This window comes from Deinococcus soli (ex Cha et al. 2016), assembly GCF_001007995.1.
In the GTDB taxonomy this organism is placed as follows: Bacteria; Deinococcota; Deinococci; order Deinococcales; family Deinococcaceae; genus Deinococcus; species Deinococcus soli.
On sequence record NZ_CP011389.1, the window covers coordinates 2,581,133 to 2,595,581 of the forward strand.

Sequence of the window (14,449 nt, forward strand, 5' to 3'; positions counted from 1 at the left end):
CGATCCGATTCCAGCAGGTGCCGTCATGCTCGAACAACCGCAACGCAAGGGCCAGAAGGCCAAACCGAAACAGCCCACGAAGACCGCCGCCGCGCGTCCCACTCAGCCCGCCCCGCTGAAGGTGGGGCGCACACCTGCCGCGCCCCGCAAGGGGGTGAAGGCTGCGCCGATGATCGGCCCGCAACTGCCCCCCGGCGCGCGCAAGACCACCCCCAGGACGCTGCCTACCCCGAACCTGAAGGTCACGGGCCGCCCCGCCACCCCACCCCGCGAGGCCGGGGGGATCATGGGGTTCTTCCGCAAGCAGCTGACGGGCCTGCACGCCAGTGCCACGAAGAACCTGCCGGGCCTGCTGGAGGGTGCGAAGAAGGTCGTCAGGGGCGCCGCTGACTTTGCAAAGAACCCCGTCAAGGGCGTCGCCAACGGTGTGTCGGCCGCCGGGAAGTTTGCCGGGGCGAAGGTCGAGCAGTTCAGGAAGTGGTACGCCACGCCGGAAGGCAAGGCGAAATTCTGGAAGGGCGTCGCCGTGACAGCGGTGGCCGTGGCGACCGTCGCCACCGGCGGGGCCCTGACGGCCCCGGCCCTGGCCCTGGCGGCCGGGATCAGCGCCGGGGGCGGTATCGCCGCGCAGGTCGTGGAGAACAAGGTCTTCAACGCCGCTGCGAAAGCCAGGGCGCAGAAGGACAAGAAGTACACGTTCAAGGAACGCGCCACCTTCGAGGGCGTCACCGCCAGGAGTATCGCCGTGGACGCCATCGTGGGCAGCGTGGGCGGCCCGGTGTTCAAGTTCGCCGGGAAGGCCGTGGTCGGCGTGGGCCGCGCGTTCGGGAAGGGCCTCACGCCTGCCGCGCGGGGCCTCGGACACCTCGCGCAGGGCGCCCTGAAAGGCAGCGGGAAGGCTGCCGCGACCCTCGCCCGGCGCGTCCTGCCCGCAGGCGCGAAAACGGTCCTGAAGAACGCCGGGCGGCTCGCGCAGAAGTACCTCACGCAACCCGTGGGCCGCGCCGCCACCAGCGTCAAGAACGCCGTCACCACCGGCATCAGCAATGCGGCCACAAGGGCCGGGCACGCCGCCCGCAAGGTCCGCGTCATGACCACCCGCCGCGCCCGTCAGGCCCGCGCGTACCTGAGAGCCCAGACACCCACCCTCCGCAAGCTGGCCAGCAAGGGCGCAGGTGCAATCACCGGCACCGTCCGGAAAAGCGCAGCCAAGCTTCGCGAGTGGGACAACACCGCCCTCTCGTACCTGCGCAACCACGTCCGCCAGAGCCCTGTCCTGAAAGCCGCCCGGCACCTGAGGGACGCCGTGGACGGCGCCGGGAACACCCTCAGTCGTCGCCTCACGAACGCCCGCGTCAAGGCCGCCGACCATGTGGACGCCTGGAAGGCCACCCTGGGCGGCAAGATCAGCCAGACCAGCGTCGCCCGGCACGCCCGGCACCTCAGGGAAACCACCGTCCAGCGCCTCGACGACCTGATCGCCCGCAACCCCGACGGGCACGTCGCCAAGGCCATCGTGGAATTCCGCGCCAGCGGCGCGGCCATCCGCACGCACCTGAACAAGGTCTGGACGGACGCCAGCCACGACCTGAACAAGGACCTCTCGCGCCTGCTGGGCCGCCACGGCAGCGTCCAGGCTGACTTCAAGGTCCTGGCCGAGCAGGGCGCCCCCCTGACGTACCAGGCGGAGGTCGCCCACGCCCGTGCCCTGGCCGAGAAACGCCTGCGGGACAAGGTCGCGCAGGATACCGAGGCGGCCCTGCTGGCCCAGCCGAGTGCGCCGGGCGTCACCGTGAGTCCGGTGGTCATCCGGCAGCGGGCGCAAGCAGCGGCGGAGGACGCCGTGAAGAAATCGGCCGATCTGCTCACCCGTCAGGCTGAGACGTTCGTCGCGCGGCATCCCTCCACCACCCTCCAGACGCTGGCCATGAAGACCGAGGCGCTGAACGCGTCGAAGAAAGCCATGGAGCGGTACTTCGGGAAGAACGCTGCCGACAAGGGGGCCTTCGAGCGGCTGGGCATGGCGCTCACCACCCCGGCCCGTGTGCCGATCAACGAGCGGCTGGAGAAGTACGGGAAGGTCGTGCAGGCGCTGCGCAGTACCACGCCTCTGGCCTCCATGGTCACGGTGGGATCGGACGCCGTGGACGAGGTGCTCAGCAAGGCCGCCGAGTCGGCCATCGCCGCGCCCGTGAAGGCGAAAGCGAAGGAACTCAAGGGCGAGAAGGACGAGAAGAGCAAGAAGAAGGCCACCGAGGAAGAAGCCAGTGGCCTGTTGAAAGTCGCCGAGGACGTCATGAAGGAAGTCTTCCCCAGCCTGAACCTGGATGAAATCCTGGATGACACCGCCAAACAGCTGAACATGAAGGCAGGCGACTGATGTTCGGTCTGTTCAGGAAGAAGCAGGAGGAACCACACCTGCGCGGCGGCGTTGAGGTGGGGGAGATGCGCGAGAACGCCCTGACCACCGTGGCGACGCTCGCAGCTGCCGGGGGCGAACCTCACTCGTTCCAGCAGGTGGGGGAGGATACGGCCACGTTCACCTACCGGGGCTTGACGGTCACGATGTCCATCGTGGCGAACCTCCTCGGTCTGTCCCTGACGACCCGCGTGCCGGAGTGCAATGCGTTGCGGGCGGGGTCGGTGGCGGAAAAGGCGTTTGCGTACCGCTGCATCGATCACGTGTGCTCGACCTGTGCGGGCGTGCGGGCGCAGTTCGATCCGGTGTCCGGCGAGCTGGTGCTGGGTGTGGAGTCGGCGGGCTTCGACCGGCAGTTCCGGGCGGACACGCTCATCGACGTGGCGCTGTTCATGCTGGAGGAGGGCGTGATGGCGGCGCGGGCGTACCTGGGGCTGCCGTTCACGGAGGCCGCGCGGCCCAGCGTGTCGCAGTGGCTGGGCGGCTTCCATTACGGCGAGGGGTTCAACGTGTACCCGACGGCGACGGATGCATTCGCGGTGTTCATGCGGAAGAAGTACCAGGCCGAGGAACTCAGTCGGGACGCGACGTCGATTCTGCTCGCGTCGGGGCCGCTGCGTTTCGACGTGCGGTTCTTCGGGTGGCGCTTCGGGTACATGGTCGAGACGGCGACGCGTGGATTCCGGCACGCCGTGATGGATGACGGGCGGTACGTGCGGATTCAGGAGCGGCTCTCGCGGCCGGTGCGGGAGCCGGGGAACGCGGGGGACAGCGGCTGGAACTTCCGTGACCCGGCCGGATCGGCGATCGCGTACTTCCGGCCGGACGGGACGTTCGTGGTGGGCGAGTACGGGTTCGGGAACGCGAAGACCGAGGAGAACGGCGCGGCGTTCGAGCGGGTGGCGACGCGGCACCTGCTGAACATGCGGTACATGACGTTCCTCGCGGAGGAATTCCCGGAGGAGCTGTACTCGGACGAGTCCAATCGCCCCAACTGAGCCCCCTGTCCCGCCGCCCCGGCGTGGGCAGGCGGGTGCATACCGGAGGAATGACATGGCTGCGCAGATGGTGAAGAAGAAGGTCGTGAAGGTCGCCCCCCCACCCCGGGCGGCGGCGCCCCTGCCGGAGGGACTGGCGGCGGTGCGGGACGCGCTGGGGGCGCTGGGGTTCGCGGTGCAGGCCGACGCGGAGTCCGGGCTGGCGTTCATGTTCGAGGGCGGGCAGTACTACGTGCCGGCGCAGGGGGACGACGCGGGGTTCTATCACCTGCTGTTCCCGAACTTCTGGCCGCTGGAGTCCGACGAGGAGTACGGGCAGGCGCTGTTCGCGTGTGACGCCGTGAACCGCGAGGCGAAGCTGGTGAAGCTGCACACGGTGGACGGGGACGTGTGGGCGGGCGTGGAGGCGCTGCACGCGCAGCCGCAGGAGTTCGTGGCGGCCCTGCCGCGGTACCTGTCGTTCGTGCAGGAGGCGGTGCGGGTCTTCCGGGACGTGATGCTCGCCGCGCAGGAGGCCGAGGATTCGGCAGAGCTGCACCCGGAGCCGCTGGCCTGATCCGGGGCGTGTGGGCGGGCCGTTTCCCGGACGGCCGGGGTGGGGAACGGCGGTGGTCGGCGGGCGCGTGTGGGTGGGGCGTGCTGTAATGCGGTGACGGCCCGCTGACCTTCACCCCGTTTACTGCTCAAGGAGTCATGACTGTGCCTGCTGAAAAGTCCCTGCCTGCCCGTTCCGTTTCCTCTCGTGGCCGCCCGCGGCGGAAGGAGGAACCCGGAGGGGGCGACGTGCGGACCCACAGCGCGGTCGCCAACCCCGAGAGTCCGTTCCTGAACCGCGAGCTGTCGTGGCTGGCGTTTAACGAGCGGGTGCTGGCCGAGGCGCGTGACGAGCGCAACCCGCCGCTGGAGCGGCTGAAGTACGCGGCGATCTGCGGCAGTAACCTCGACGAGTTCTTCATGGTGCGCGTGGCGGGCGTGCACCGCCAGATCGCGGCGGGCGTGAACACGCCGGGCCCGGACGGTCTGCTCCCGCGGGAGACGCTGGCGCTCGTGCGGGAGCGGACGCAGAGCATGCTGCGCGAGATCGAACGGGTAACCCGGAAGACCCTGCGGGACCTGAACGCGGCGGGCGTGCGGTTCGCGCGGGTGTCAGACCTGGGCAAGCGGGCGCGGGCGCAGCTGCGCGAACATTACCTCGCGGAGATCCAGCCGGTGCTGACGCCGCTGGTCGTTGACCCCAGCCACCCGTTCCCGTACCTGAGCAACCTGAGCCTGAACCTCGCGGTACTGCTGGAGGGCGGCGACGGGGAGGACCCGGAGTTCGCGCGGGTGAAGGTGCCGGTGGGGGTGCTGCCGCGCGCGGTGTGCATCGCCGACACGATCCTGCTGCTGGAGGACGTGATCGCCGCGCACATCGGCGAGCTGTTCAAGGGCCGCACCGTGCTGGCCGCGCACGCGTTCCGCGTGACCCGCAACACCGACTACGAGTTCGAGGAGGAGGAGGCCGAGGACCTGCTCGCCACCATCGAGGACGGCCTGCGGCGGCGGCGCTTCGGGTCGGCGGTGCGGCTGGAGGTCATGCGCGACACCCCGCCGGGCATCACGGCCTTCCTGCAGGAGCGGCTGCGGCTCGCGCCGGAGGACATCTTCCTGCTCGAAGGCCCGCTCGGCTCGGCGGACCTGATGGGCCTGCCGGTAAAACGCCCGGACCTGAGCTTCCCGGAGTTCGCGCCCGCCGTGCCGGACCTCGACGGTGACGAGGACAGCGGCATCTTCGACACGCTGCGCGACGGCGACGTGCTGCTGCACCACCCGTACGACGGGTTCACGAACATCCTCGACTTCCTGGAGGAGGCCAGCCGCGACCCGCAGGTGCTGGCCATCAAGCAGACGCTGTATCGCACCGGGGACGATCCCCGCCTGCTCGCGGCGCTGCGCACGGCGGCGGAGAACGGCAAGCAGGTCGTGGCCCTGATCGAACTCAAGGCGCGCTTCGACGAGCAGCGCAACATCTCCTGGGCCCGCAAACTGGAGCGGGCCGGGGCGCACGTCGTGTACGGCGTGGCGGGCCTCAAGACGCACGCGAAGGTCACCATGATCGTCCGCCGTGAGGAGGGTGGCCTGCGCCGTTACGTGCACATCGGCACCGGGAACTACAACGCGAAGACCGCGCGGCTGTACACTGACCTGAGCCTGCTGTCCGCCAACCCGGATCTGGGCGCGGACGTCGCGGAACTGTTCAACCACCTGACCGGCTACGCCGAAGCTGAGTACACGCACCTGCTGGTCGCGCCGGACACCGCCCGCACGGGCTTCGAGGCGCTGCTGGACCGTGAGGCCGCGCACGCCCGCGACGGTCTGGACGCCTGGGTGCGCGTGAAGGTGAACCAGCTGACCGACCCCGGCATGGTTGAGGCGCTGTGCCGCGCCGCGCAGGCGGGCGTGCGGGTGGAGCTGATCATCCGTGGGGTGTGCTGCCTGCGCCCGGGCGTGCCGGGCCTGTCGCAGAACGTGCGGGTGCGCAGCCTGCTGGGCCGCTACCTGGAACACGCCCGCGTGTACGCCTTCGGGAACGGCGGCAGTCCCGAGGTGTACTTCGGCAGCGCCGACTGGATGAGCCGCAACCTGGATCGCCGCGTCGAGGTGATCGCGCCGGTGCTGGACGACCGCCACCGCGAGGCGTTCCTGAGCGTCCTGGATACCGAGTGGGCCGACACGCGCGGCTCGTGGGAACTGAATGCCGACGGCGAGTACATGAAGATCCCGGGGGATTTCAGCGCGCAGGGGACCTTCGCGGCGGCGCGGCACCCGCTGTAGGCCCAGCGTCATCGGCGGGGGAGGGGAGGCCACATCAGGCCTCCTCTTCTTGCTGTACCGCCAACAAGGAACCCCCGGTGCGAACACCGGGGGTTCCTTGAAGATGGGGGGGTTTAGCCCTGCTCTTCTTCAGTCTTCTTGTCGCCGCCCAGGCCGAACTGGGCGAACAGGTCGGCGTACACGTCGCCGAGCTTGGTGCTGATCTTGCCGCCCTGCTGGGCGTCTTTGGCGTTGTAGGCGTAGTCGGCGCCACCTTCACGGCGACGGCCACCGCCGCGCTGACCACCCTGGCCACCGCTGTAGCGGTCGCTGCGGGCGCCGCCACCCTGGCTGACGTAGTCGCGCTGGGTGGGGGCTGCGCCGCCACCGAGGAAGCGGCGACGGCTGAGGCTGGCGCGCTGCTCGACGGGGTCGATGTTCAGGATGACGGCTTCGATCTCGTCGCCCTTCTTGAACAGGTCGGCGGGGTTGTTGACGCGGTTCAGGTCGAGTTCGCTGATGTGGATCAGGCCCTCGATGCCTTCTTCGATCTCCATGAACACGCCGAAGTCGGTCATGCCGGTGATTTTGCCCTTCACGGGGGTGCCGGGCGGGTAGCGGTCGGGCAGCGCGCTCCAGGGATCGTCGGTGGTCTGACGAATACCCAGGCTGATGCGGCGGTCCTTGGGATCGATGCGCAGGATGACGGCCTCGACCTCGTCGCCTTCCTTCATCACTTCGTTGGGGTGACGGACGCGCTTGGTCCAGCTCATCTCGCTGACGTGCACCAGACCTTCGAGGCCGCTTTCGAGTTCGACGAACGCACCGAAGTTGGTGAGGTTCGTGACCTTGCCGGTGACCTTCTGGCCGATGCTGTAGCGGTCGGTGGCGCCTTCCCAGGGATCCTGGGTGAGGGCCTTCATGCTCAGGTTGATGCGTTCACGGTCGTTGTCCACGTCCATGACCTGCACCTGAACCTTGTCGCCCACCTTGACCACGTCGCGGGGGTGGTTGAAGCGGCCGTAGGTCAGTTCGCTGCGGTGAACGAGGCCGTCGATGCCGCCCAGGTTCACGAACACGCCGAAGTCGGTGATTTCGACGACTTCGCCTTCGAACTGCGCGCCGGCTTCCAGCTGGCCGACCGTGGCTTCACGGGCCTGGGCCTTCTGGGCTTCCAGGATGGCGCGGTGGCTGATGATCACGCGGTTGCGCTTGCGGTTCAGCTCGATGAGCTTGACCATCAGGGGTTTGCCCACGTAGGGGTCGAGGTCGTTCACGCGGCGGGTGTCCACCTGCGAGGCGGGCAGGAAGGCGCGGATGCCTTCAACCTGCGCGACCAGACCGCCACGGACCTTCTCGAGCACCTCGACTTCGAAGGCTTCCTCGGCTTCCTGCATCTTCTCCAGGACGCGCCAGCCCTTGTCCTGATCGGCCCGCTTCTTGGACAGGACGATCTGGCTGTTGGGCAGGTCGACGCGCACGACGTACGCTTCGATCTGCTCGCCGGACTTGTACATTTCCTGGGCCTGCTCCAGCGTGACGGGCTCGTCGCCCAGCTGGTTCAGGGGGATGATGCCTTCGACCTTGGCGCCGATATCCACGGCAATGCCTTCCTGGCCGATGAACACGATGGTCCCGTCGACGATGTCGCCGCGGCTGACGTTCTGGGGCTCCTGCGCCTCACTGGCGAGGATGTCCTCCATGGTCATCGCGGGGTACTCGCGCTCCTCCACGGGGGTGGGGGTGCTGGGGGTGGTGCCCGTCGTGGGCTGAGTCCCGCCTTGCTGGGCGGGGGTCTGGGTGTTGTCTTCCATGAACTCCTGTCCTCCTGGGCGTGTGGCACGGGGGCCGCACGCCAGCCTGATACCTGCTTCCCGTGCAGGTCCGGTCCGGTGGACCGGGTGCATACGGCGCGGCAACACCTCAGTGTACCAGAGTCAAAGGACTTGCGGCAACTGCGATCTAAACGCGGTCCAGCGATACTTGCCGCGTGTCCGCCCTGACGGGCCCCAGTCCGGCGCTGGAGGGGGGTGCTTGACGAATTGGCGCAGGGCCCTCTATACTTCCCCACGCTTCACCCGACGGCGAAGCGAGTCAGAGCAGGACCCGTGTTGGGGCATCGTCTAATGGCAGGACACCAGTCTCTGACACTGTCGATCTAGGTTCGAGTCCTAGTGCCCCAGCCAGAACGCCCACCCGAAAGGGTGGGTTTTTTCTTGCCGTATGCCGGAGCGGTAGGTGTGCAGGCGCCGGATGAGATCCGGTGAGGGTACCCCCAACGGCGTGGCAGCGCTTCCAGCCCGGACGTGTCTTAGACTCCGGATCATGACCCAGACCCCCGCCCCGGAGTGGTACAAGAGCGCCGTCTTCTACGAACTCTCGGTCCGCACCTTCGCGGATGGCAACGGCGACGGCAAGGGCGACTTCCCCGGCCTGACCGGCAAACTCGACTACCTGCGCGGCCTGGGCGTGGATGTCCTGTGGATCCTCCCGTGCTACCCCAGCCCCCTGCGCGACGACGGCTACGACGTGGCCGACTACGTGGGTATCCACCCGGACCTGGGCACCCTGGACGACTTCAAGGTCTTCCTGCGCGAGGCCCACGCCCGCGGCCTGCGCGTCGTCACGGACTTCGTCACCAACCACACCAGCAGCGACCATCCCTGGTTTCAGGCGGCCCGGCGCGGCCCGACCCTCCCGGACGGCAGCCCCAACGAGTACTACGACTACTACGTCTGGAGCGACACCGGCACCGAGTACGCCGGGGCCAGGATCATCTTCACCGATACCGAGGTCAGCAACTGGACGCTGGACGAACAGAGCGGCCGCTACTACTGGCACCGCTTCTTCGCCAGCCAGCCCGACCTGAACTACGACAACCCCCGCGTGATCGAGGAGATCCTGAACGCCGCGCGCTTCTGGCTCGACCTCGGCGTGGACGGCTTCCGCGTGGACGCCGTGCCCTACCTGATCGAGCGGGAAGGCACCAACTGCGAGAACCTGCCCGAAACGCACGACATCCTCAAACGCTTCCGGCGCATGGTGGACGAGGACTACCCCGGGCGGGTCCTGCTGGCCGAGGCGAACCAGTGGCCCGAGGAGGTCGTCGAGTACTTCGGGACCGACGCCGACCCCGAATTCCACATGTGCTTCAACTTCCCCGTCATGCCCCGCCTGTACATGAGCCTGAAGAAGGAGGACACCACCTCCATCCGGGAGATCATGGAGCGCCTGCCCGCCATCCCCGCGTTCGGGCAGTGGGTGACGTTCCTGCGCAACCACGACGAACTGACCCTGGAGATGGTCACCGACGACGAACGCGCCTTCATGTACGCTGCGTACGCCCCGGACACCCGCATGAAGATCAACGTGGGCATCCGCCGCCGCCTCGCGCCGCTGCTCGACAACGACCGGCGCCGCGTGGAACTCCTGACCACCGTCCTGCTGGCCCTGCCGGGCAGCCCCATCCTGTACTACGGCGACGAGATCGGCATGGGCGACGACCTGTCCCTGGCCGACCGCAACGGCGTGCGCACCCCCATGCAGTGGAACGCGGGCATGAGCGGCGGGTTCTCCACCGCCACGCCGGACCAGTGCTTCTTCCCGCCCATCGGGGACGCCGTGTACGGCTACGGCCGCGTGAACGTGCAGAGCCAGGAACAGGATCCCAGCAGCCTCCTGAAATGGACCAGCCGCCAGCTGGAACTGCGCCGCCGCCACCCGGCCTTCGCGGTGGGCGACCTGACCTTCATTGACACGGACAATCCCGCCATCCTGGCTTTCACACGCCGCACCGGGGACGAGACCCTGCTGATCGTGAGCAACTTCGCCGCGAACGCCCAGGCGGTCCACCTGAACCTCGGCGACTACGCGGGGCGGGTGCCCGTCACCCTGGCCGGTGCCAGTCCCTTCCCGGCCATCGGGGAGGACCCGTACGCCATGATCCTCGGGAAGTACGACTACTACTGGCTGCGGCTGAACTGATCCGGACCTCCTGCGCCTCAGGCCGGGTGCAGCAGCGTACTCCGGGCCTCGAGGGCAATGCTGCCCGTGCTGTCCAGCCGGTCCAGCAGGGCGTCGAAGGTCCAGTCCTGCGCCCACACCCGCTTGAGGGCCTGGAGGGTCGCCGTGCCCGGCGCGAGGAACGGCGCGTCCTCGCCCCGCGCGGCGCCCGGGCGGCGCACCCGCACCATGCCGCCCACCGGCAACGACGCGCGGGCCACCGTGCGGTAGAACGCCTGCACCGCGTCGTCCATCAGGTACGACGTGCGGATCAGCGCCTGCGCCTGCGCCGCCAGGGGCTCCAGGGCGTCCTCGTCGATACGGGCCGGGCGGATCGGGGAAAAGAGTCGCCGCAGCTGCTCGGGCAGGTTCCCGCCCCGGTAGAAGGCCTCCTCGAACGCGGGCGGCACGATCACGCCCGGCGTACCCAGCGCCAGCAGGCGGGTCACCTCGGCCTGATCGGCGGCCGGGACGGCGGGAGCGTGGGCCTCCGCGAAGGTCAGCATGCCAGCAGCATAGCCCCGCTCACCCCATGCGGCTGCGCATCCAGGCCTTCACGCTGCTCGCCCCCGGCGTGTCCCGCACCAGCACCGCCGCGAAGCCCCCGTCAAAGGGGCACACGACGAGCACCCGGTCCTGGAATTCCAGCTGCGCGGCCTTCAGCGGCAGCCCGGTCCGCAGGTGCGGCGCGAGCGTCTGCGCGGCCGTCAGCAGGAACTTCAGGTACGTGCCCACCTGCGCGTTCAGCAGGTCCGGGGCGGTCAGCGGTTCACCCTGCGGGTCGAAGGCACACGCGGCTGTCACGCCCGGCAGGACGCTCAGGCCTGCCACGAACATCTGCGCCTGCTGTCGCACCCGGTCCGGGGTGGGCGGCGCGGCGACCACGGCCGCGCCACGTGCCCCTCCAGTGACCTGAACTGCCGGGGCCGGTGACGGCGTTCCCCCCTTAGGGACCGCCACGGGAGGAGAGGCGGCAGGTCGGGGTGGCGGGCGAGTGTCCGGGGCGTCGGCGGGCAGCACGTCCCGGCGCCCCAGCCAGCCCTGCAGCGCCGGGAACAGCACGCCGGGCCGCAGGGGCTTGCGCAGCACGTCCAGCACCTCCAGCGTCTCGGCCTCGGCGCGCAGGTCGGCTTCGATGATGCCGGTCATGAACGCCACGGGCAGCGCCGGGTGCGTGCGCCGCAACTGCCGCGCGAGGTCCACGCCGCTCATGCCCGGCATGCGGACGTCGGTCAGGACCAGGGCCGTGTCGGGGGTGAGGGCCTCCAGCGCCGCCGCCCCACTCTCGGCCGTGACGACCGTCATGTGCGGCGAGAGCAGGTACTCCAGGGTGTGGAGTACGCCAGGGCTGTCATCCACGATGAGGATCGTGGGTCGCCGGGCCGCCGCGTTGGTCATGTGTCCAGCCTAGCGGCCAGGGTGTATCAGCGGCTTCACAAACCGGCGCCCGACTGTGAAAATTATCACCCTGCACTCATCCGGGCGGGCGCGGCCACCACACAGCCCGCCGCTATCCTGCGCGTATGACCAGCTCCTGCCACCCTCGCCACGCGCCCGCCGGGAAGCACACGCCGCCCCGTCAGGCGGACGCCGCGTGAACGCCCTGCACCCCCTGCTGGCCCTCGACCCGCGCCTGCCCGCCGTGTGGGCCTGGGTACAGGTGCAGATGCGCCCCGACGCCGCGCACGACGACGCGCACCTGGCCCGCGTGGCCCGCTGGACCATCCGCTGCGCCCCCGATCAGGCGCCCGCGCTGGCCGTCGCCGCCGCCCTGACGCACGACGTCGTGAACCTCCCCAAGAACCACCCGGACCGCGCCCACGCCAGCGACCTCAGCGCCCAGGCGGTCCTGAGCCAGCTGCCCAGGCTGGGCTTCACCCCGGACGACGCCCGCTGCATCGCGGACGCCGTGCGCGACCACAGCTACTCGCGCGGCGCGACCCCCACCACCCCGCTGGGCCGCGCTCTACAGGACGCCGACCGGCTCGACGCGCTGGGCGCACTGGGTGTGCTGCGCGTCGCGGGCGTCGGCGGACAGCTGGGCCGCGCCCTGCTGCACCCGGACGACCCCTGGGCCGAGACGCGCGCCCCCGACGACCTCGCCTACACCATCGATCACTTCTTCACCAAACTGCTGCGCCTGGACGGCACGTTCCTGACCCCCGCCGGGCAGGCCGAGGCCAGACGCCGCACCCTGACCATGCGCGCCTTCCTCGCCGAACTCGCCAGCGAACTGGAAATCGCGCCGCCCCAGCAGGGGTGATGGTGACCGGTTGATGGTTGAGAGAGGTCACCTGCTCTCAACCATTGACCTTCAACCCTCTACTCCAGGTGCGCGTGGTCGTTGTACGTCACGAGCGCCCAGCGCGCCCCCGCCCCCCGCCCGGTGCGGGTCAGGGTGGTGAGGCTGGTGTGGGACAGCCCGTATGGGAACGGTAGGACGTAGCCGGGTTGCGGCCGGGCAGGCCAGCCGAACAGGTCGCACAGCAGCGCCCGGATCGCCGCGCCGTGCGTGAACGCGATCACGCGCCCGCCCGGCAGTTCCTCGGCCCAGTCGCGCAGGCGGGCGCCGACCTGCGACAGGCTCTCGCCGTCCGGGGCGGGCGTGCCCCACGGGTCCAGCTGCCACCGCGCGTAGCGGTCGTCGCCCAGGACCTCGTCGGTCGTGACGCCCTCGAACACCCCGAAGTGCAGTTCCCGCAGGCGGACATCCAGCGTCAACGGCGTGCCCGCCGGGAGGCTCAGCTCCGCCGTGCGGGCCGCGCGCGCCAGATCACTGCTGAACACCTGGTCGAACACCCGCCCCGCCAGCCGGGGCCGCAGACGCGCTGCCTGATCCTCTCCGGCCGCGCCCAGCGGCGTGTCGGACCAGCCCTGCCAGCGGCCCGCGCCGTTCCAGTCGGTCGCGCCGTGTCGCACCAGGGTCAGGTGCAACCCGTCAGTCACGCCCTCGGTCACGGGCGCGCCTCGAAGTCCGGCTCGGCGGCACTCGTGTCCTGACCCTCCGGCAGGGGGGGCACCGGGCGGGGCCTGCCGTGCTCATTGAGCGCCACGAACACGAAAAAGCCCGTCGTGGCCAGTTCCTGATCCCCGGTCGGCATGTGCTCGCGGTACACGTCCACGCGGATGGTCATGCTCGTGCGGCCCACCCGCACCACCTGCGCGTCCAGCGCCACGGCGTCCCCCACCCGGATCGGCACGTGGAAATCCACGCCGTCCATGCGGGCCGTCACGACGTTCCCCCCGGCGTGCCGCACCGCCGCGATGCTCGCCGCCTTGTCCATCAGGGACAGCACCCACCCGCCGAACGCGGTCCCGTGGTAGTTCGTGTCCTTCGGGAACACCAGTTCCAGCATGCGCGCCCGGCTGCGCGGCGCCTTCATCGTCTCGTCCATGTGTCCTCCCCGCGCCGCCCGTAGGCCGGGGGCACGTCAACCTTGACAGTGTACAGGGCGCCCCCAGAAACGGCGCCGGGCGTGCCTGCACCGGGAACAGGCTGCGCACGGCATGAAAAAAGGAGCCCCCGTGCGGGGACTCCCTTCAGACCCGGAGGGTCTTACCAGCGGTCGTTGCGGCGGCCGCCGAAGTCGCTCACAGGAGCGGCCTTCGTCACGACGATGTTCTTGGCCTGGGGGCCCTTACCACGCTGGCCGTCTTCGATGTCGAATTCGACTTCGTCGCCTTCGTTCAGCTTCTTGAAGCCGCTGCCCTGGATCGCGCTGAAGTGCGCGAAGATGTCGGGGCTGCCCTCGGACTGAATGAAACCGAAGCCTTTTTCCGCGTTAAACCATTTCACGATGCCTACTGCCATACTCCACTCCTTGTCTTCGCAACACGCAAAACACGCACGAGCTCTTGCCTCGTGCGCGGATCAATCATGCGTACTTGGAAAACTACAGGTCACAGTATACACGATCACGCCTGCACGTGTGTCACCCCCCCTGCCGTGACCTCCAGTCACGGGTCACGGTCGGCCCGCGCCGCCTCCCCCGGTACGGCCGACCGGCGGGGTTCGCTCCGGACATCGTTCAGGCACAGTCGGCCCATCAGTTCACCCAGGTGCGCCGCCGACACCGGCAGGACCACCCGGCCCTTGAGGTACAGCGCACTGTCACTCTGCACGTCCTGACGCACCACGTCCCGCAGGTACACGGTGTACGTACGGCCCTCCCGCGTGAAGCGCACGCGGTCCATGGTCCCCGGAACCCAGGTGAAACTCAGATTGGCTGCCGTCATG

13 protein-coding genes and 1 tRNA gene are annotated in these 14,449 nt (G+C 69.3%); 7 read left to right on the top strand and 7 right to left on the bottom strand.

Translation table 11 applies throughout. The features are described 5' to 3' along the window. The first annotated feature begins 25 nt into the window (after positions 1-25). The 4 genes from SY84_RS12570 (at position 26) to ppk1 (ending at position 6,231) form a co-directional block, all read left to right on the top strand. On the top strand, positions 26-2,380 hold the full coding sequence (locus SY84_RS12570; RefSeq protein ID WP_046844295.1) for a hypothetical protein: 2,355 nt from the start codon (positions 26-28) through the stop codon (positions 2,378-2,380). Beyond that, positions 2,380-3,417 carry a hypothetical protein gene (locus tag SY84_RS12575; RefSeq protein ID WP_046844296.1) on the top strand — a complete coding sequence of 346 codons (1,038 nt, stop codon included), beginning with the start codon at positions 2,380-2,382 and terminating at the stop codon, positions 3,415-3,417. The genes SY84_RS12570 and SY84_RS12575 overlap by 1 nt, the downstream gene beginning before the upstream one ends. A gap of 55 nt (positions 3,418-3,472) precedes the next feature. Next, positions 3,473-3,973, top strand: coding sequence for a hypothetical protein (locus SY84_RS12580; protein WP_245621338.1), 501 nt, complete (start codon positions 3,473-3,475; stop codon positions 3,971-3,973). Between the two features lie 137 nt (positions 3,974-4,110). After that, positions 4,111-6,231 (top strand): polyphosphate kinase 1, encoded by a 2,121-nt coding sequence (ppk1, locus tag SY84_RS12585; protein WP_081424592.1) that lies wholly within the window; start codon positions 4,111-4,113, stop codon positions 6,229-6,231. Positions 6,232-6,344: 113 nt separating this feature from the next. Here ppk1 and SY84_RS12590 read toward each other — a convergent pair whose 3' ends face one another. Then, positions 6,345-8,024 carry a 30S ribosomal protein S1 gene (locus tag SY84_RS12590; RefSeq protein WP_046844297.1) on the bottom strand — a complete coding sequence of 560 codons (1,680 nt, stop codon included), beginning with the start codon at positions 8,022-8,024 and terminating at the stop codon, positions 6,345-6,347. A 298-nt stretch (positions 8,025-8,322) separates the two neighbouring features. Between SY84_RS12590 and SY84_RS12595 the strand changes: the two genes are divergently transcribed. Together SY84_RS12595 and treS are read left to right on the top strand one after the other, a co-directional pair. Next, positions 8,323-8,396, top strand: a tRNA-Gln gene (locus SY84_RS12595). A 139-nt stretch (positions 8,397-8,535) separates the two neighbouring features. Beyond that, positions 8,536-10,194: a maltose alpha-D-glucosyltransferase gene (gene treS, locus SY84_RS12600; RefSeq protein ID WP_046844298.1), complete on the top strand. Its 1,659-nt coding sequence runs from the start codon at positions 8,536-8,538 to the stop codon at positions 10,192-10,194. Between the two features lie 17 nt (positions 10,195-10,211). Here treS and SY84_RS12605 read toward each other — a convergent pair whose 3' ends face one another. Further along, positions 10,212-10,718: a hypothetical protein gene (locus SY84_RS12605; protein WP_052751152.1), complete on the bottom strand. Its 507-nt coding sequence runs from the start codon at positions 10,716-10,718 to the stop codon at positions 10,212-10,214. A gap of 19 nt (positions 10,719-10,737) precedes the next feature. Beyond that, entirely contained in the window at positions 10,738-11,610 is an 873-nt protein-coding gene (locus SY84_RS15995) for a response regulator (RefSeq protein ID WP_052751153.1), read from the bottom strand. 196 nt (positions 11,611-11,806) lie between these two features. On the opposite strand from SY84_RS15995, the gene SY84_RS12615 reads away from it, so the two are divergent. After that, positions 11,807-12,475, top strand: a complete 669-nt coding sequence (locus tag SY84_RS12615; RefSeq protein ID WP_052751154.1) for an HD domain-containing protein — start codon at positions 11,807-11,809, stop codon at positions 12,473-12,475. Between the two features lie 59 nt (positions 12,476-12,534). Here SY84_RS12615 and SY84_RS12620 read toward each other — a convergent pair whose 3' ends face one another. From SY84_RS12620 to SY84_RS12635, 4 genes are all read right to left on the bottom strand, one after another. Continuing rightward, positions 12,535-13,170 carry a histidine phosphatase family protein gene (locus SY84_RS12620; protein WP_245621339.1) on the bottom strand — a complete coding sequence of 212 codons (636 nt, stop codon included), beginning with the start codon at positions 13,168-13,170 and terminating at the stop codon, positions 12,535-12,537. Beyond that, a complete protein-coding gene (locus tag SY84_RS12625; RefSeq protein WP_046844299.1) occupies positions 13,167-13,607 on the bottom strand; it encodes an acyl-CoA thioesterase in 441 nt (146 codons plus the stop codon). Before SY84_RS12625 ends, SY84_RS12620 begins: the two co-directional genes overlap by 4 nt. A gap of 161 nt (positions 13,608-13,768) precedes the next feature. Further along, on the bottom strand, positions 13,769-14,023 hold the full coding sequence (locus SY84_RS12630) for a cold-shock protein (protein WP_046844300.1): 255 nt from the start codon (positions 14,021-14,023) through the stop codon (positions 13,769-13,771). 146 nt (positions 14,024-14,169) lie between these two features. Further along, positions 14,170-14,448, bottom strand: coding sequence for a hypothetical protein (locus SY84_RS12635; protein WP_052751155.1), 279 nt, complete (start codon positions 14,446-14,448; stop codon positions 14,170-14,172). Position 14,449 lies beyond the last annotated feature (1 nt).

Excerpts from the sequence above, each read along its gene's own strand:
- SY84_RS12570 (WP_046844295.1), top strand. The coding sequence starts at position 26 with ATGCTCGAACAACCGCAACGCAAGGGCCAGAAGGCCAAACCGAAACAG.
- SY84_RS12575 (WP_046844296.1), top strand. The coding sequence starts at position 2,380 with ATGTTCGGTCTGTTCAGGAAGAAGCAGGAGGAACCACACCTGCGCGGC.
- SY84_RS12580 (WP_245621338.1), top strand. The coding sequence starts at position 3,473 with ATGGCTGCGCAGATGGTGAAGAAGAAGGTCGTGAAGGTCGCCCCCCCA.
- ppk1 (WP_081424592.1), top strand. The coding sequence starts at position 4,111 with ATGACTGTGCCTGCTGAAAAGTCCCTGCCTGCCCGTTCCGTTTCCTCT.
- SY84_RS12590 (WP_046844297.1), bottom strand. The coding sequence starts at position 8,024 with ATGGAAGACAACACCCAGACCCCCGCCCAGCAAGGCGGGACTCAGCCC.
- treS (WP_046844298.1), top strand. The coding sequence starts at position 8,536 with ATGACCCAGACCCCCGCCCCGGAGTGGTACAAGAGCGCCGTCTTCTAC.
- SY84_RS12605 (WP_052751152.1), bottom strand. The coding sequence starts at position 10,718 with ATGCTGACCTTCGCGGAGGCCCACGCTCCCGCCGTCCCGGCCGCCGAT.
- SY84_RS15995 (WP_052751153.1), bottom strand. The coding sequence starts at position 11,610 with ATGACCAACGCGGCGGCCCGGCGACCCACGATCCTCATCGTGGATGAC.
- SY84_RS12625 (WP_046844299.1), bottom strand. The coding sequence starts at position 13,607 with ATGGACGAGACGATGAAGGCGCCGCGCAGCCGGGCGCGCATGCTGGAA.
- SY84_RS12630 (WP_046844300.1), bottom strand. The coding sequence starts at position 14,023 with ATGGCAGTAGGCATCGTGAAATGGTTTAACGCGGAAAAAGGCTTCGGT.
- SY84_RS12635 (WP_052751155.1), bottom strand. The coding sequence starts at position 14,448 with ATGACGGCAGCCAATCTGAGTTTCACCTGGGTTCCGGGGACCATGGAC.